Source organism: Aristaeella lactis, assembly GCF_018118585.1.
Lineage (GTDB): Bacteria > Bacillota > Clostridia > Christensenellales > Aristaeellaceae > Aristaeella > Aristaeella lactis.
Genome location: NZ_CP069421.1, coordinates 182,507 through 199,678 on the forward strand (window position 1 = coordinate 182,507; position 17,172 = coordinate 199,678).

The following is a 17,172-nucleotide window of genomic DNA, read 5'->3' on the forward strand; positions in this document are numbered from 1 at the left end:
GTGAACAGCGACGAGGCGAACGAGCAGCTGAGCGACAGCATAACAATTGCTGAAGGCACCGGAACGGTAGCGTTCGTGAATACGTATACCAAGAAGACTGTCGACATTACAGTTGACAAGATCTGGTCGCTGGCGGAAGCGAACAGCGCGGTTGTCTGCGATGCGACAAATGTCACATGGCCGGCGGGAACGACGGTCAGCGTGAAGCTGCAGAAGAAGGTCGGCGACGGAGAAGTCAAGGATGTGGAGGGTGATGACGCGACAGCGACGCTGAGCGCGGCACATCCGAGCCATACCTTCGAAGACCTGGTCGAATATGAAGGCGACCAGAAGGTCACATATTCCGTGAAGGAAGTGGCGATCGAAGGTACATATGCGGCGAACTTCAACCTGGGCAGCGCGGAGAAACAGGATGACGGCAGCTACAGGATCACGAACAGTGAGAAGGAAGCCGGCCTGACGATTACGAAGAGCTTCGGCGATTCGGATCTGACGGATGCCCAGAAGGGGAATATCGTCTTCAAGGTGACAGGCAACGGACTGAAGAAGGACGGTACAGCCGTCAGCGAACTGACGAAGAAGTACAGCGACTTCACGGGCGATCCGAAGAAGTGGGTACTGACGCAGGCCGACGGTATCATGGACGGCGTGACATACACTGTAAGCGAGACCGCGGACAGTGTGGAGATCACGGGTTACAACCGGACAACGACCGTAAAGGTGAACAGCGACGAGGCGAACGAGCAGCTGAGCGACAGCATAACAATTGCTGAAGGCACCGGAACGGTAGCGTTCGTGAATACGTATACCAAGAAGACTGTCGACATTACAGTTGACAAGATCTGGTCGCTGGCGGAAGCGAACAGCGCGGTTGTCTGCGATGCGACAAATGTCACATGGCCGGCGGGAACGACGGTCAGCGTGAAGCTGCAGAAGAAGGTCGGCGACGGAGAAGTCAAGGATGTGGAGGGTGATGACGCGACAGCGACGCTGAGCGCGGCACATCCGAGCCATACCTTCGAAGACCTGGTCGAATATGAAGGCGACCAGAAGGTCACATATTCCGTGAAGGAAGTGGCGATCGAAGGTACATATGCGGCGAACTTCAACCTGGGCAGCGCGGAGAAACAGGATGACGGCAGCTACAGGATCACGAACAGTGAGAAGGAAGCCGGCCTGACGATTACGAAGAGCTTCGGCGATTCGGATCTGACGGATGCCCAGAAGGGGAATATCGTCTTCAAGGTGACAGGCAACGGACTGAAGAAGGACGGTACAGCCGTCAGCGAACTGACGAAGAAGTACAGCGACTTCACGGGCGATCCGAAGAAGTGGGTACTGACGCAGGCCGACGGTATCATGGACGGCGTGACATACACTGTAAGCGAGACCGCGGACAGTGTGGAGATCACGGGTTACAACCGGACAACGACCGTAAAGGTGAACAGCGACGAGGCGAACGAGCAGCTGAGCGACAGCATAACAATTGCTGAAGGCACCGGAACGGTAGCGTTCGTGAATACGTATACCAAGAAGACTGTCAACATTACAGTTGACAAGATCTGGTCGCTGGCGGAAGCGAACAGCGCGGTTGTCTGCGATGCGACAAATGTCACATGGCCGGCGGGAACGACGGTCAGCGTGAAGCTGCAGAAGAAGGTCGGCGACGGAGAAGTCAAGGATGTGGAGGGTGATGACGCGACAGCGACACTGAGCGCGGCACATCCGAGCCATACCTTCGAAGACCTGGTCGAATATGAAGGCGACCAGAAGGTCACATATTCCGTGAAGGAAGTGGCGATCGAAGGTACATATGCGGCGAACTTCAACCTGGGCAGCGCGGAGAAACAGGATGACGGCAGCTACAGGATCACGAACAGTGAGAAGGAAGCCGGCCTGACGATTACGAAGAGCTTCGGCGATTCGGATCTGACGGATGCCCAGAAGGGGAATATCGTCTTCAAGGTGACAGGCAACGGACTGAAGAAGGACGGTACAGCCGTCAGCGAACTGACGAAGAAGTACAGCGACTTCACGGGTGATCCGAAGAAGTGGGTACTGACGCAGGCCGACGGTATCATGGACGGCGTGACATACACTGTAAGCGAGACCGCGGACAGTGTGGAGATCACGCAGGTTACAACCGGACAACGACCGTAAAGGTGAACAGCGACGAGGCGAACGAGCAGCTGAGCGACAGCATAACAATTGCTGAAGGCACCGGAACGGTAGCGTTCGTGAATACGTATACCAAGAAGACTGTCGACATTACAGTTGACAAGATCTGGTCGCTGGCGGAAGCGAACAGCGCGGTTGTCTGCGATGCGACAAATGTCACATGGCCGGCGGGAACGACGGTCAGCGTGAAGCTGCAGAAGAAGGTCGGCGACGGAGAAGTCAAGGATGTGGAGGGTGATGACGCGACAGCGACGCTGAGCGCGGCACATCCGAGCCATACCTTCGAAGACCTGGTCGAATATGAAGGCGACCAGAAGGTCACATATTCCGTGAAGGAAGTGGCGATCGAAGGTACATATGCGGCGAACTTCAACCTGGGCAGCGCGGAGAAACAGGATGACGGCAGCTACAGGATCACGAACAGTGAGAAGGAAGCCGGCCTGACGATTACGAAGAGCTTCGGCGATTCGGATCTGACGGATGCCCAGAAGGGGAATATCGTCTTCAAGGTGACAGGCAACGGACTGAAGAAGGACGGTACAGCCGTCAGCGAACTGACGAAGAAGTACAGCGACTTCACGGGTGATCCGAAGAAGTGGGTACTGACGCAGGCCGACGGTATCATGGACGGCGTGACATACACTGTAAGCGAGACCGCGGACAGTGTGGAGATCACGGGTTACAACCGGACAACGACCGTAAAGGTGAACAGCGACGAGGCGAACGAGCAGCTGAGCGACAGCATAACAATTGCTGAAGGCACCGGAACGGTAGCGTTCGTGAATACGTATATTCACAAGACTGGCGATCTGACTGTTACCAAGTCTGTAGAAAGTGCCGCTACCGCTGATCATGATCTGATGTTCGGATTCACCGTAACCCTGAGTGATGAGACAATCAACGGCACATACGGCGATATGTCCTTCACCGATGGCGTTGCGACCTTCGAACTAAAGGATGGTGAAAGCAAGACAGCAACAGGATTGCCGACAGGTATCACCTACACGGTTGAAGAAGATGAGTGTGATGACTTTACTACACTCGCAACCGGAGCTGACGGAACAATTGTTGAGGATGGCCGCGAGGCTGATTTTGAAAACACTCGGAAGCTTGGTGAGCTGGAAATTGGCAAGATTGTCAGCAGTGATCTTGAAGACGATGACGAACTGGAATTCACATTTATCGTAACGCTGGACGGTGCACCGATTACTGGCCTGCATGGAGACATGAATTTTGAGGACGGAGTCGCGATAGTTGTTCTGAAGAGCGGCGAGAAGGCGTTGGCGGATGAACTGCCGACCGGTGTCAAATATACGGTTGAGGAAGATGAATGCGAAGGCTTTATCTCTGAAGCCAACGGCGACACCGGAACGATTGCTGATAATCGCTGCACAGCTGAATTCACAAATACCCGCAAGATCGGCAAGGCAATTCCGGAAATCAATAAGAAGATTGATGGCAAGGATGCCAAGGCCGTTCCGGACGGAGAATATGTATTCAAGCTGACGCCTGTGGGCGGTGCTCCGATGCCTGAAAAAGACACGGTGACCATAGTCATGAAGGATGGTACAACCGAAGGAACGGCACAGTTCGGCGAAATCACGTATTGTACCGTGACATCTGAACCCTATGTCTATGAGATTACGGAAGTGCCCGGCGATACACCTAACATGACCTATTCCACGGAAAAGGTAGTCATGACGGTTGAGGTGACAGAAGGCGAGAAGGAACTGGTGACAAAGATCACGTATACGGATAATAACAATACGCTGATCAACACCTATGAGATTCCGAGGGTTTCCGTGATGGTAAAGAAGGTCTGGAAGGACGACGGAAACCGTGACGGACTGCGGCCGACCGGACTGAAGATCGAACTTCTGGCGGACGGAGAAGCAACCGGACAGTACGCAAACCTGAACGCCGAAAACAACTGGCTGGATCGGATTGAAGACCTGCCCAAGTGCAAGGACGACAAGGATATCACCTACACCTGGAAGGAACCGTCGGTGGTCGGATACACCCTGACGGGCACGGCCACAAGCGGCGAACTGACCACACTGACCAACACGCATGTGCCTGAGAAGACCAAGGTTCAGGTGAAGAAGGTCTGGGTGGACAGTGGCAAGCATCCGAGTGATATCAAGGTGCAGCTCTTTGCTGACGGTAAGGCAACTGATAAAGTGGCAACGCTGAATGCCGCGAACAACTGGACGTACAGCTGGGATGACCTGTGCAAGAATGCAAATAACGAAGGCCTGAGCAGGGAAATCCGCTACACGGTTGCTGAAACCGAAATTCCTGAAGGCTATGTGGCAAAGATCACCGGCGATGCTTCTACCGGCTTCGTGATCACAAACACGCTGGAGACCGGCAAACTGGTCATCCAGAAGGAGTTTGACATCAAGGAGCAGGAGGACAAACCGGACGAAGATGAAATGACAACCGAAATTGAAGTCGTGAAGATCTGGGATGATAACGACAACAAGGACGGTAACCGGCCGGAAAGCATTACGGTACACCTGTTCGCAGGCGGTGAGGAAGTCAGGACGGCTAAGCTGAGCGCGGATAACGGCTGGAAGCGGAAGTTCGGCGATCTGCCCAAGTTTGTGAAGGGCAGGCCGATCCAGTACACTGTGACGGAAGATCCGGTGGATATGTACGTCACAGAGATCTACGGATTCACGATCCGGAACAGGTATCAGCCGAACCTGACCAGCGCGACGATCCGGAAGGTCTGGAACGATGAGGAAAACAAGCTCCAGAACAGGCCGCTGAGCATTGTCATGACGCTGAAGAACGGCAGTACCGTGATCCAGAATGTGGTGCTGAATGAGCAGAACGGCTGGACCGCGACGATCACCGGGCTGCCCGCCAAACTGAACGGCGAACCTGCTGCATATACCTGGACAGAACAGGCGGTTCTGGGATATGTACAGGAAAGCATCACGACAAACGGTACGGTGACCGTGATCACCAACAAGCTCTGGACCAGGCCGGATACGCCGACCCAGGGCAGGACACCGAAGTTCCCGGGAGAAACGGTGGATATCGAAGAATATGATACACCGCTGGGAATTGAGGTTGTGATCAACCATGTTGGAGACTGCTTCGACTAAAAAACAGATTTCTCGACGCGGTCACTTTGTGCCCTTGCTCGAAATGACAAAGAAGAGACTGCTTCGACTAAAAAACAGATTTCTCGACGCGGTCACTTTGTGCCCTTGCTCGAAATGACAAAGAAGAGACTGCTTCGACTAAAGACTTTTCTCCTTTTTCTCCCTACCCCCGGGGGCCGGCGAAAGGCCGGTCCCCTTTTTTTGACAACGGTTTTCAAGTGTGATAGTATTGGCGCTATAGATTGTGTCTATAACTGAGAAAGGGAGCAGACAAACCATGACGATCCAGCAGCTGAACTATGTGATCACCATTTCCGAGAAAGGATCTCTGAACAAGGCGGCGGAAGTGCTGTATGTCACACAGCCCTCCCTGACCAGCGCTGTGCGTGAACTGGAAAAGGAACTGGGGATCACCCTTTTCAACCGCGGCGGGAAAGGCGTTACCCTGACTAACGATGGCGCGGAATTTATCCAGTATGCCCGGCAGGTGGTGACCCAGTATGATCGGCTCCTGGAGAAATACGGAAAAGGCGGAAACCTGCGGAAAAAATTCGGCATCTCCTGCCAGCACTATTCCTTTGCTGTAAAGAGTTTTGTGGAAATGGTGAAGCAGTTCGATACGGATGAGTATGAGTTTGCGATCCGGGAAAGCAAAACCCGGGATGTGATCGAGGATGTGACCACCGGCAAGAGCGAGGTAGGTATTCTGTACCTGAGTGACTTTAACCGCAAGGCGATCGGCAAGTTCCTGAAGAGCAGCCAGCTGGAGTTCCATCCGCTGATCAAGTGCGAGCCGTACGTTTACCTGTGGAAGGGACATCCGCTGGCAAATAAAAAGTCGATCCGGCTGGAAGAACTGCGGGATTATCCCTGCCTGAGCTTTGAGCAGGGGCCCAGCGGTGCGTTCTATTTCGCGGAAGAGATCCTGAGCACCTATGACTATATCAGGACCATTAAAGCGACAGACCGGGCAACGATGCTGAACCTGATGGTGGGCCTGAACGGATATACCCTGTGCAGCGGCATTATCTGCGAGGAACTGAACGGATCCGACTATGTGGCTGTGGCCTTTGAGGATGAGGAAGAAGAGGTCGCCGCAGGACGGATGGAGATCGGGTACATTGTGAAGGAAAATATGATCCTGAGCCAGATGGCAGAAAAGTATATTGCGGAACTGAAGAGGTACCTGAGTTCAATTCAGAATTGAACCCAGGTAGGAGGTAGGAGGTAGGAAGTAGGAGGTGTTTCGCCTGCGGGCGGGGAGATCCTTCGTCTGCGCTCCCTTCGTACCGCCCACTTCGTGGCCCGGGGCTGATACCCGCAACCTCAATCGACGTGGTTCCACACTGTGGAGACCACTTGTTTCGGTTTCTTGCCCGGGGCTGCCGCCCGTTCTCCACTGAAAACGATCCACTGGATCGTTTTCCGGGCGTTCCGAACCCCAGAACCGATGAGATTTCCTCCACTGGAGGTCATCGGTTCTTCGCCCCGTTCTCTGCTGAAAACGATTTGAATCGCGCACGCACCGCGGACCTGTGGCCCCGCGCACCGCGCACGGGAGGCAGCCTGGCTCGTTTTCCGGGCGCTTCGAACACTTTAAGCGGAAATGAATAATGGTGGATAAAACAGCGTCTATGGACGCTGTTTTTTGAATTGATCAGATCTCTCCGCTTCACTTCGTTCCGGTCGAGATGACACATGGGTTGGATGCTCGCGGGCGAAAGAGTTGAAAAACTGAGTGACAAACTGATAAAAACACAACGAAAAACTGGATACAAAACATGGTTTAACAATTAAGAAAAACGAAACATTTCAAGGATTGACAAGCGAAAAAAGAAGAGACTATAATAACGTGAAAAGGCCGGACGGAGAGATTCGATCCGGCTGAAAAAATGAAAAAAATGAGGAGGGAATGTCATGGACGCTGGGAGTAGCAGCGGCATAGCGGTTGGGCGAAGACAGCGGGTTCCGGGCGCCGTGACGTTCCGGTTCCGCATGTCATAAATTCAATCTGCCGCTATGTCTGATACCGGGAAAGTGTCCTGATTTTCGGGATGACAACCCGGTATTATATGCTTCTGGCAACTGACCATTCTAACCAAATGGGAGGGAGCAAGCATGGCGGAACATTCTGTCACTGTCGAAAACACTTTACAGGCCTTACTTTCTGAAAAAAAGTACACTACCATCCGGGACATCCTTGTAACGATGAATCCCGCGGATATTGCTGCGGTTTTTTCCGGCGTTGAACCGGAAAAACAGCCGCTGCTGTTCCGGCTTCTGCCGAAGGAACTGGCCGCGGAAAGCTTCGTTGAAATGGAAAGCGAGGACCAGGAACAGCTGATCAGGGGTATCAGCGATAAGGAACTGCGCCAGGTCATGGACGAACTGTACGTCGATGACGCGGTGGATATTGTCGAAGAGATGCCCGCGAACGTTGTTCAGAGAATCCTGGCCCAGGCAGATCCGGAAATGCGCAAGGAGATCAACGAGATCCTGCAGTATCCCGAAGACTCCGCTGGTTCCGTGATGACCACGGAGTACGTAAAGCTGACACCGGATATGACGGTTGGGGACGCGATCCTGCGGATTCGCCGCACCGGTGTGGACAAGGAAACCATTTATACCTGTTATGTACTGAAGAACCGGCTGCTGGTTGGTACGGTCAGCGTCAAGAGCCTGCTGCTAGCCCCCAGTGACCTGCAGACCATTGACAGCATCATGGACACCAACCTGATCACGGTATCGACCCATACTGACCAGGAAGAAGTTGCCCAGATGATGAGCAAGTACAACCTGCTGGCAATCCCGGTCGTGGACGGCGATAACCGGATGGTCGGTATCGTCACATTCGACGATGCCATGGACGTTGTCGAAGAAGAGACCACCGAGGATATGGAGATCATGGCCGGTATGACGCCGAGCGACAAGACATACCTGAAGTCTTCGCCGCTGGATCTGTTCATTCACCGGATTCCCTGGCTCTCCCTGCTGATGATTTCTGCCACATTTACGGGCATTATTATCTCACAGTTTGAGAAAAAGCTGGAAGCTCTGACCTGCCTGGCCGCCTTTATCCCGATGCTGATGGACACCGGCGGTAACAGCGGTTCCCAGAGCTCTGTTACAGTCATCCGTGCCCTTTCCCTGGGCGAACTGGAATTCAAGGACCTGGGCAAGGTGATCTGGAAAGAGGTAAGGACGGCTGTGATCTGCGGTTTGGTGCTGAGCGTGTTGTGCTTCGGCAAGGTTATGCTGATAGACCGGCTGCTTATGCATAATGAAGACGTGAGCCTGATGGTAGCTGTGGTTGTAGGCCTGACGCTGGCTGTGACAGTGCTGTGCGCTAAACTGGTCGGCTGTACGCTGCCGATGCTGGCGAAGAAACTGGGCTTTGACCCGGCGGTCATGGCCAGTCCGTTTATAACGACCATTGTGGACGCACTGAGCCTGCTGGTATACTTCGGAATCGCGACAACCCTGCTTAAGTTATAAGTATGAGTACAAAAAAGAACGCGGCTTACAATGTCGCCTACCGGGTCTTTTCGATACTGCTGCCGCTGGTTACGGCACCGTACCTGGATAAGACTGTCGGCACAGCCGGCGTTGGTCTCTATTCCAACGAGTGGGCGATGAGCGAGCTCTTCTGCCTGGTGGGCATGCTGGGCCTGGCGGATTACGGCGTCAGGTCTATTGCCAATGTCCGGGACGACCGGGAACAGCTGGACAGGACTTTCTCAGGCATCTGGCAGATGCAGCTGCTGGTTGCCAGTATTACGCTGCTGTTCTGGCTGGGATATGTGTTCCTGTTTGCCGGGGAGGGCAAAACGATTGCCCTGCACCTGACCATGATGAGCATCAGCTGCCTGTGCAGCTTTGACTGGTGCCTGATGGGCCTGGACCAGTTCAAGTCCATTGCCCTGCGGAATACGTTTGTGAAGCTTGCGGCAGCGGCCTGCGTATTTATCTTTATCAAAAACGTTGATGACCTCTGGATCTATGGCTTTGCCTGGAGTCTTGCGACGCTGCTGGGCAACCTGAGCTGCGCGGCGACGCTGAAGGGAAAGGTGAGCTATCACCGGGTTTCCATGAAGGAAACGCTGAAGCACCTGCGACCCTGCGCAGTGCTGTTCATCTCCGTCGCGGCTGTCAGCATTTACCGCAAGATGGACAAGGTCATGGTCAAGAATATTGCGGGCAAATATGAAAACGGCCTGTATGAAAGCGCGGAAAAGATCATCTACTGCCTGAGCGGCTTTATTTCCGCTATCGGGACTGTGATGATGCCGAAGATTACGAACCTGCTGAAAAAAGGCGAAACGGAAAAGATCGCGAAGCATATCGACAAAAGCATGAACCTGATCATCTGCATGGTGAGTGCCATGGCTTTCGGCCTGGCGGCGGTTGCGGACCGGTTTGCGCCGCTGTTCTTCCCGAAGTCCGGTGCATGTTATGTGCTGATGATCCCGCTGGGATTTACACTGATCATGATCGGCTTTGCCAACGTGATCCGTACCCAGGTGGTGCTGCCCCAGAAAAGGGACCATATCTTCGTGAAGAGCGTGTGTACCGGTGCTGTGGTGAATCTGATCGTGAATGCCTGCCTGATCCCTTCCATGAAGGCCATGGGCGCGGTCATCGGGACGCTGGCCGCGGAGATGACCGTGCCGGTGGCGCAGTATATCATTCTGCGGAAGGAACTGCCGTATAAGCGGTTTATCGGATATGTGGGAGTCTACGCGGTGATCGGCGGAATTATGCTGGCCGGTGTACGTGCGGTCGGAAGCCTGCTGCCGGTCAATAACTGGCTGAATCTTGGCATTATGACCGTTACGGGAATCGCGGTATACGGGGCGCTTTGCCTGGCCTGGTGGAAGGTCAGCAAAACCGACTTCAGGGTGCTGAATACGTAAGAACTGAAGACGAGATCCATCGACGCGGCCTTTGGCCTTGCTTAGGATGACACTTTAAGCGGAATAATGGTGGAAAAAACCGCACCGGAATGGTGCGGTTTCTTTGAATAAAAGCGTCCTTCGGACGTGGTAAGGGATCCCTCGACTCGGCTACGCCGCCCCGGGGCTGCCGCCCGTTCTTCACTGAAAACGATTTGAATCGCGCACGCACCGCGGACCTGTGGTCCCGCGCACCGCGCACGGGAGGCAGCCTGGCTCGTTTTCCGGGCGTTCCGAACCCCAGGATGACAACGGGGGCGTATGTCTGCGGCCGCGAGAATAATTCTGCCTGCAGAAAGAATGATAAACAATATAAAAACGGACGACCAGATGGTCGCCCGTTTTATGCTGGCTTAAGTGATCAGGGATTGGCGGGATGGTACTGACCATAGATGAATTCATGCAGGGCTTCAACGTTCTTCTGGAAGTTGCCGTTGCGCTTGCTCATGAAGACCTTGCCCTTCCAGTCTCCTTCCTGTACATAAGACCAGGTATCGTCCATGGGAATGCGGAACTGCTCAATGATGGAATCGGTGGAACCCAGCTTGCTGATGATTCCGCTGCCCAGAACCTTCAGGATCATGGAGGACATGGTGTCGAGGTTCATGTTGGTGTCCACATAGTCAATCGCGAAGCCGGCGAGATCAATGATATCCCAGGCGTCCTTTTTCAGCACCTTCTGCAGGAGCTTGTCCAGCAGGTTGCGGGTGCGGGCCGTCCTCTGCCAGTCATCACCGAGGTTATACTTTTTCCGGGTCTTGTTCTGGCGCAGCCGGGCATACATCAAGGCCTGCAGGCCGTCCAGGTGCTGTACGCCATCCTGAACCTGCAGTTCAACCCGGGCTGCCTTGGCCTCCTTGGTATCATAGTGCCTGGAAATGGATTTTCCGTTTTTCTTCAGGTAGTAGTTAATATTGGCGGCTTCGCCTTCGGTCAGTTCCAGATCAATGCCGCCCAGCTTATCCACGATGGCAGCGACACCGCGGAAGTTGATCATCACATAGCTCTGGACATTCAACTCGAAATTGTGGTTAACGGTGGCGATGGAACGCTGAGGATTATCGTGAAACTTCTTGTTTTTGTCGAAATACTGAATGGAATAGTTAATGGGAGACTGTTTTCCGGTGTAGGGATTTTCCACGAGTGTGTCACGGGGAATGGAAGAAAGTTTAATGGATCCGGTTTCTGTGTTGAAAGATAAAATCATCTGGACGTCAGCAAGTTTCACGTCGTCAACTTCCAGTTCGGAATTTCTGGTATCGACGCCCAGAAGCAGAATATTGATGATATTGTCGGGCAGATTGTCGTTAATGAACAAATCGCTGCTGCTGTATACACCGATGTCCAGTTCGGTGGGCACATAGTCCTTGGACTCAAGAACGGATTTCAGTTCGTCCTGCAGTTCCTCGGAAAGGGGCTGCTGGGCAGCAAGAACCGCGTCATCCACGCCGTCATCGCTGTCCTCACCCTCTTCTTCATCATCATAATCCACATCTTCGATGATGTCTTCAATATTGAGATCTTCCTCGTCGGATTCGGCAAGGGAGAAAACGGGAAGCATCAGGGTAAGAACCAGGAACAGGGCAAGAATTCGTTTCATGGGTACCTCCAATAAGTGATTAAGAATTAACGTCTGCAGACGGGGAGATCCCTCCACTTCGGTCGGGATGACATGGGACTTCGTCTGCGGACGGGGTAGATTTCTCCGCGCGGTCTGCGGCCTTGGTCGAAATGACATTTTGGTTCCGTGCGCAACGGGGAGAAATCTCACAATAATATAACGGGGAAAAGTGGGAAAATGTTGCGGTTTCAGCGGGATGGATGGTTGAGTTCATCCAGGGTCATGTCGAAGGCGGGGAGGAAATCTGTCAGGAAATCCTTCACTTCGGGAAGATCGATATTCGCGATGCTCTTTCGGATGTTCTCCGCGGCATAGTCGAACTCCCGGTTGCCGGCCCGCTGTTCTTCCATGCATTTGATGCAGGCGGAAATGCGGTCCGCGGCCTTGACCAGGGTATGCTCATAACCGGCTTCCTGCTTCATATACGGGGTGAAGGCAGGCTTCATATCATCCGGCAGGAGCGTCAGCAGGCGGTCAGCGGAAAGATCCTCCAGCTGATGATAAGCGCCGCGAAGCTCGTCGTTATGATACTTGACGGGCGTGGGCAGGTCACCGGTCATCACCTCAGTCGCGTCATGATAGACCGCCAGGGAGAGCACATGCTCGGGATTGACCTGCTTTCCATAGCGATCTCTTGCGATCACCGCGATGGCATGGGCGATCATGGCCACCTGCAGGGAATGCTCGGCATCGTTTTCCGGCACGGTGTTCCGCATGAGACTCCAGCGGCGGATCAGCTTCAGCCGGGAAAGATAAGCGAAAAAGGGAAAGGACATGAAGACCTCCGGTTGAATCAGAATGCGTCTCGGCCGGGGAAATACAATCCACGGATTTCGTTCCGGTAACTTAAATTATTATACGCTTTGACAGAGGAAACTTCAAGGAAACAAAAAAACCCGGAATGATTCCGGGCGGGCAAATCGACGGGCAGGAAAAGATCAGAGCTCTTTCAGTTCGGCCAGGCAGCGTTTGCAGACCAGCTTGTCCCTGAAGGTGGAAAGACTGGTTCTGCTGCCGCAGAACTGGCAGTTCGGCGCGTACTTGCGGAGAACGACGGAATTACCGTCAATCAGAATCTCCAGCTGGTCTTTTGTGCCAATGTTCAGGGTACGGCGCAGTTCTACCGGAAGTACAATGCGCCCCAGGGAATCCAGCTGACGAACGATGCCTGTAGATTTCATGGTAAAAACCTCCTCCAAAGGGCTCCAGCCTCTTCTGTGCTCATTATAAAGTTGCGGTTACAGCGTGTCAACAAAAAAATCATACGCATCGGACGGTACAAATTGTAAAAAACGATCCATAGGGAAAACCGGCACGAAACAGTGAAAATACTTGTACGGATTGAATGAAAAAGACACAAAGTGTATAATATAAAGAGTTACTGGAAATCAGGAGGATACAAGTATGCGACTGAATATTGGCATTGACGGGCCGGTTGGCGCGGGCAAGAGCACGGTAGCGGACGCGGTTGCCGCAAAGCTGGGAATCCTGCACCTGGATACAGGCGCCATGTACCGGGCTCTTGGCCTGACCGCCCTGCGGCAGAATATAGATGTACAGGATGAGCAGGCTATTGTGGACCTGTGCGGCAGACTGAAGATCTCCGTCAGCCATGAGGCGGACGGACAGCATACCTTTGTGGAAGGGGAGGATGTGACCGGGCTGATCCGGACGCAGGAAGTCGGCATGGCCGCTTCCACTGTCAGCAGGTACGCGGAGGTCCGCAAAGCCATGGTACGACTGCAGCAGAAACTGGCTTCCGAAACGGATATGCTGCTGGACGGACGCGATATCTGTACAACCGTACTTCCCAACGCAACTGCAAAAATATACCTGACCGCTTCCGCTGAAGAACGCGCCCGCCGCCGTTTCTTGGAACTCCAGAAGAAAGGCAGCGAAGAAAGCTTTGAGCAGGTACTCCGGGAAGTGATCAAACGGGACGAACAGGATATGAACCGTCCTGTGGAACCGCTGCGCCAGGCGCCGGATGCTGTACTGGTCGATTCCACCAATCTCAGCTTTGATGAAGTGGTGGATGCCATTCTCGCAATCGTGGAGGAAAAGCGCCGTGGCTGAAAAGAAACTTGAACCGGTGACGGAAAAACGCGGGATTCTTTATGAGATCGCCCGCGTGCTTGCCCAGATACTCTTTCATACCCTGATGCCGGTGCGCTTCCACCACAAGGAACGGCTGCGTCAGGATCCGCCCTTTGTGGTGATCGCCAATCACCGGCACGCGCTGGATCCGGTGGTCATGGCTATGGGCATTCCGAAGCATCAGATCGTTTTCCTGGCTAAAAAGGAACTGGCCGGCAACAGCAAGTTCCTGCGGAATCTGCTGATCCGGCTGCATTGTATCCTGGTCGGCCGGCATGATACGGACATGGAGGCGATGCGCGCCTGCATGAAAACCGTGAAGATGAAGAAAGTCCTGCTGATCTTCCCGGAGGGCACCCGCCACCATGAGGAACAGATGGAACATATTGAAAGCGGTACATCCCTGATCGCCATGCGGTCGAAGGCTCCGGTTATCCCGATCTATTTTGACCGGAAACTGAGTCTGTTCAGGATGACGAACCTGTATGTGGGCGAGCCGATCCCTTATGATGACCTGCTGACGGAAGGCATCAACACAGAGACCTGCGAAAAGATGAATGAACGGATCCGGGAGACCTTCCGCGGGATGATCAAAGACGCGGAAAAGAAGTAATTCGCCTGAAAAATAACCAAGTTGTACGGGATTGAACGTACCTTGAGAGAAAAAATACGAAAAAATTCCTGAAATTGTCTTGTTATTCAGCAGGATTTACGTATAATAAAGAAGAAATAACAAAGTTGAACGTTTATTTCACGAAAGGAAAGGGAATATGCCTGTTGAGGTAGCAGCGCACGCCGGATTCTGCATGGGCGTCAGCCGGGCAGTTGAAAAGGCGGAAGCGATGGCGAAAGACGGGATTCCCTCCTGTACGCTGGGTGAACTGATCCATAATCCGCAGGTGATCCGTGATCTGGCGGAGCGCGGATTGGAACCGATCCGTGAACCGGAAGAGGCCGGAAGCCGCCGGGTGCTGATCCGCAGCCACGGGGTCTCTCCGCAGGTGCTGGAAAAGCTCAGGGAAGCCGGCAATGAGATACTGGATCTGACCTGTCCCTTTGTGGATAAGCTTCACAGGATCGTGGAGGAAGGTTCCCGGGACGGGACCCCGGTCATCCTGGTCGGGGAACGGGATCATCCGGAAGTGCGCGGCACAGCGGGATGGGCACACGGCGAGGTCATGTTCGTTGCCGGGCCCGGGGAAGCGGAACGGCTGCCGGAGATCGAAAAGGCGGTTGTGGTCTGCCAGACTACTTTCCCGCACAGCCGGTGGGAAGCAATCCTCGAGGTGCTCCAGCGGAAGATACGCCAGCCGGACTGCCGCTGCACCATCTGCAACGCCACGGAGATCCGCCAGAAGGAAGCCAGGGAACTGGCAGCACGGGCGGACGCGATGATCGTGGTGGGCGGAAGGAACAGCGCCAACACCCAGAAGCTGTACGCGATCTGCAAAAACGTTTGCCCCAGGACTATTTTGGTAGAGAGTGCGGCGGAGATACCGCCCGCCTTTGCAAATAAGGATTCCGAAATGATTGGGATCACCGCCGGTGCTTCCACACCGACGGATTCACTTAAGGAGGTTGTCACACGCATGAGCGAACTGGAAAACAAGGACCTGAATCCTACCGCGGAGGTAGACACAAACAATGACTTCATGGCGGAAGTCGAATCTACTCTGGTGAGGATCCGGCCCGGACAGACGCTGACCGGCAAGGTCGTGCAGATCACCGAGGATGAAGTATGCGTCAGCATCGGCTACAAGGCCGACGGCCTGATCAAGCGCAGCGACCTGGTCGATCAGGATGTCAAACTGGATGACGAGATTGAAGTCGAAGTCGTAAAGGTCAACGACGGAGAAGGCAATGTGCTGCTGAGCCAGCGCAACATCGTCAACCGCAAGGCGTGGGACGCCATGATGGAGAAGTACGAAGCGGGCGAGTATGTGGACGCCGTCGGCAAGGAAGCCGTCAAGGGCGGCCTGATCGCCGATATCGCCGGTGTGCGCGCGTTCGTGCCCGCCAGCCAGCTGAGCCAGCGCTACGTTGAGAAGATCGCTGACTTCGTCGGCAAGGAAATGAAGCTGAAGATCCTCGAGGTGGACACCCAGAAGAAGCGCGTGGTTGCCAGCCGCAAGGCTGTTGTGGCTGAAGAAGCCGCCACGAAGAAGAAGGAAGCCTGGGAGCGCCTGGAAGAGGGCATGGTTATTCACGGCATCGTCCGTCGGCTGACCGATTTCGGTGCCTTTGTGGACGTTGGCGGCGTGGACGGCCTGATCCACATCACCGACCTGAGCTGGGGCCGCATCAAGCATCCCAGTGAAGTGGTCAAACCCAACCAGGAAGTGGACGTGAAGATCCTGTCCCTGGATCCCGAACGCGAACGCATCCAGCTGGGTTACAAGCAGCTGCAGCCCCATCCGTGGGACAACGCGGTTGAGAAGTTCCCGGTGGGCGAAGTGGTGGACGGCAAAGTGGTCCGCATCACCGACTTCGGTGCCTTCGTTGAACTGGAGCCCGGCCTCGACGGTCTGGTTCATATCAGCCAGTGCGCCACGACCCGCGTAGCCAAGGTTGAAGACGCGGTGAAGGTTGGCGACGAAGTGAAGGTTAAGGTTCTGGGCGTGGATCCCGAAAAGAAGCGCATCAGCCTGAGCATCCGCCAGGCCATCGAGCCGGAACCCGCTGCTGAAGAAGCCGCTGAGACCGCTGCTGCCGATGTGGAATACGAAGTGGTTGCCACCGAAGATTCCGTTTCCGAGAAGTTTGCTGAAGCTGCTGAAGAAGCAGTGGAAGCTGCTGAGGAAGTCAAGGAAGCCGTCGAAGAGAAGGCTGAAGAGGTCGTTGAGGAAGTCAAGAAGACTGCCAGGAAGACCAAGAAGGCTGCCGAGGAAGCGGTTGAAGAAGCTGCCAAGGAATAATCCGACAAATGCAAAAAGAGCGTTCCTGCTTTCAGGGACGCTCTTTTCTATTTCAGTTCACAGCTGCTGCGGCATACCAGGGAAACCGGCAGCATGACCTGCTGGTGTTCCACGCCAGACCTTATCCGGGATTCAGGGGAGACGCGCTCAGCGATCCGAACCGTCACTGCTTCCTGAGAAAAGTAGAGTATGATGATAACGAAATCCCTGTTTTCCAAAGCCAGGATACCGATGAATAACCAGGGAAACAAAACGGGCTCTGTCAAAAGACAGAGCCCTGTTTCATATATCCG

At 54.1% G+C, this 17,172-nt stretch carries 12 protein-coding genes; 9 read left to right on the forward strand and 3 right to left on the reverse strand.

Translation table 11 applies throughout. The features are described 5' to 3' along the window. The 5 genes from JYE50_RS00810 (at position 1) to JYE50_RS00830 (ending at position 10,207) form a co-directional block, all read left to right on the forward strand. A complete protein-coding gene (locus tag JYE50_RS00810; RefSeq protein ID WP_304588094.1) occupies positions 1-2,160 on the forward strand; it encodes a hypothetical protein in 2,160 nt (719 codons plus the stop codon). A gap of 2 nt (positions 2,161-2,162) precedes the next feature. Further along, positions 2,163-5,294: a Cna B-type domain-containing protein gene (locus tag JYE50_RS00815; protein ID WP_304588095.1), complete on the forward strand. Its 3,132-nt coding sequence runs from the start codon at positions 2,163-2,165 to the stop codon at positions 5,292-5,294. A 277-nt stretch (positions 5,295-5,571) separates the two neighbouring features. Beyond that, a complete protein-coding gene (locus tag JYE50_RS00820; protein WP_084096703.1) occupies positions 5,572-6,501 on the forward strand; it encodes a LysR family transcriptional regulator in 930 nt (309 codons plus the stop codon). 911 nt (positions 6,502-7,412) lie between these two features. Beyond that, positions 7,413-8,789, forward strand: coding sequence for a magnesium transporter (mgtE, locus tag JYE50_RS00825; RefSeq protein ID WP_084096702.1), 1,377 nt, complete (start codon positions 7,413-7,415; stop codon positions 8,787-8,789). 2 nt (positions 8,790-8,791) lie between these two features. After that, complete coding sequence (locus JYE50_RS00830) at positions 8,792-10,207, forward strand: oligosaccharide flippase family protein (RefSeq protein WP_084096701.1); 1,416 nt, start codon at positions 8,792-8,794, stop codon at positions 10,205-10,207. A 400-nt stretch (positions 10,208-10,607) separates the two neighbouring features. Here the strand turns inward: JYE50_RS00830 and JYE50_RS00835 are convergent, their stop codons facing one another. The 3 genes from JYE50_RS00835 to JYE50_RS00845 all read right to left on the reverse strand — a co-directional run bounded on the left by JYE50_RS00835 (position 10,608) and on the right by JYE50_RS00845 (position 13,048). Next, positions 10,608-11,846 (reverse strand): LCP family protein, encoded by a 1,239-nt coding sequence (locus tag JYE50_RS00835; RefSeq protein ID WP_179138406.1) that lies wholly within the window; start codon positions 11,844-11,846, stop codon positions 10,608-10,610. Between the two features lie 209 nt (positions 11,847-12,055). Then, positions 12,056-12,643 carry a 5'-deoxynucleotidase gene (gene yfbR, locus JYE50_RS00840; protein WP_084096699.1) on the reverse strand — a complete coding sequence of 196 codons (588 nt, stop codon included), beginning with the start codon at positions 12,641-12,643 and terminating at the stop codon, positions 12,056-12,058. A gap of 162 nt (positions 12,644-12,805) precedes the next feature. Beyond that, positions 12,806-13,048, reverse strand: coding sequence for an AbrB/MazE/SpoVT family DNA-binding domain-containing protein (locus JYE50_RS00845; RefSeq protein ID WP_084096698.1), 243 nt, complete (start codon positions 13,046-13,048; stop codon positions 12,806-12,808). A gap of 223 nt (positions 13,049-13,271) precedes the next feature. Here JYE50_RS00845 and cmk point away from each other — a divergent pair, with 223 nt between their 5' ends. The 4 genes from cmk (at position 13,272) to JYE50_RS00865 (ending at position 17,118) form a co-directional block, all read left to right on the forward strand. Next, positions 13,272-13,943 (forward strand): (d)CMP kinase, encoded by a 672-nt coding sequence (gene cmk, locus JYE50_RS00850; RefSeq protein ID WP_084096697.1) that lies wholly within the window; start codon positions 13,272-13,274, stop codon positions 13,941-13,943. Next, on the forward strand, positions 13,936-14,577 hold the full coding sequence (locus JYE50_RS00855) for a lysophospholipid acyltransferase family protein (protein WP_179138405.1): 642 nt from the start codon (positions 13,936-13,938) through the stop codon (positions 14,575-14,577). Before cmk ends, JYE50_RS00855 begins: the two co-directional genes overlap by 8 nt. A gap of 157 nt (positions 14,578-14,734) precedes the next feature. After that, positions 14,735-16,879: a bifunctional 4-hydroxy-3-methylbut-2-enyl diphosphate reductase/30S ribosomal protein S1 gene (locus JYE50_RS00860; protein ID WP_084096695.1), complete on the forward strand. Its 2,145-nt coding sequence runs from the start codon at positions 14,735-14,737 to the stop codon at positions 16,877-16,879. A gap of 8 nt (positions 16,880-16,887) precedes the next feature. After that, positions 16,888-17,118, forward strand: coding sequence for a hypothetical protein (locus JYE50_RS00865; protein ID WP_084096694.1), 231 nt, complete (start codon positions 16,888-16,890; stop codon positions 17,116-17,118). The last annotated feature ends 54 nt before the right edge of the window (positions 17,119-17,172 follow it).

What these genes read in the sequence shown, in the direction of transcription:
- JYE50_RS00820 (WP_084096703.1), top strand. Translation starts at nt 5,572, where the DNA reads ATGACGATCCAGCAGCTGAACTATGTGATCACCATTTCCGAGAAAGGA.
- mgtE (WP_084096702.1), top strand. Translation starts at nt 7,413, where the DNA reads ATGGCGGAACATTCTGTCACTGTCGAAAACACTTTACAGGCCTTACTT.
- JYE50_RS00830 (WP_084096701.1), top strand. Translation starts at nt 8,792, where the DNA reads ATGAGTACAAAAAAGAACGCGGCTTACAATGTCGCCTACCGGGTCTTT.
- JYE50_RS00835 (WP_179138406.1), bottom strand. Translation starts at nt 11,846, where the DNA reads ATGAAACGAATTCTTGCCCTGTTCCTGGTTCTTACCCTGATGCTTCCC.
- yfbR (WP_084096699.1), bottom strand. Translation starts at nt 12,643, where the DNA reads ATGTCCTTTCCCTTTTTCGCTTATCTTTCCCGGCTGAAGCTGATCCGC.
- JYE50_RS00845 (WP_084096698.1), bottom strand. Translation starts at nt 13,048, where the DNA reads ATGAAATCTACAGGCATCGTTCGTCAGCTGGATTCCCTGGGGCGCATT.
- cmk (WP_084096697.1), top strand. Translation starts at nt 13,272, where the DNA reads ATGCGACTGAATATTGGCATTGACGGGCCGGTTGGCGCGGGCAAGAGC.
- JYE50_RS00860 (WP_084096695.1), top strand. Translation starts at nt 14,735, where the DNA reads ATGCCTGTTGAGGTAGCAGCGCACGCCGGATTCTGCATGGGCGTCAGC.
- JYE50_RS00865 (WP_084096694.1), top strand. Translation starts at nt 16,888, where the DNA reads ATGCAAAAAGAGCGTTCCTGCTTTCAGGGACGCTCTTTTCTATTTCAG.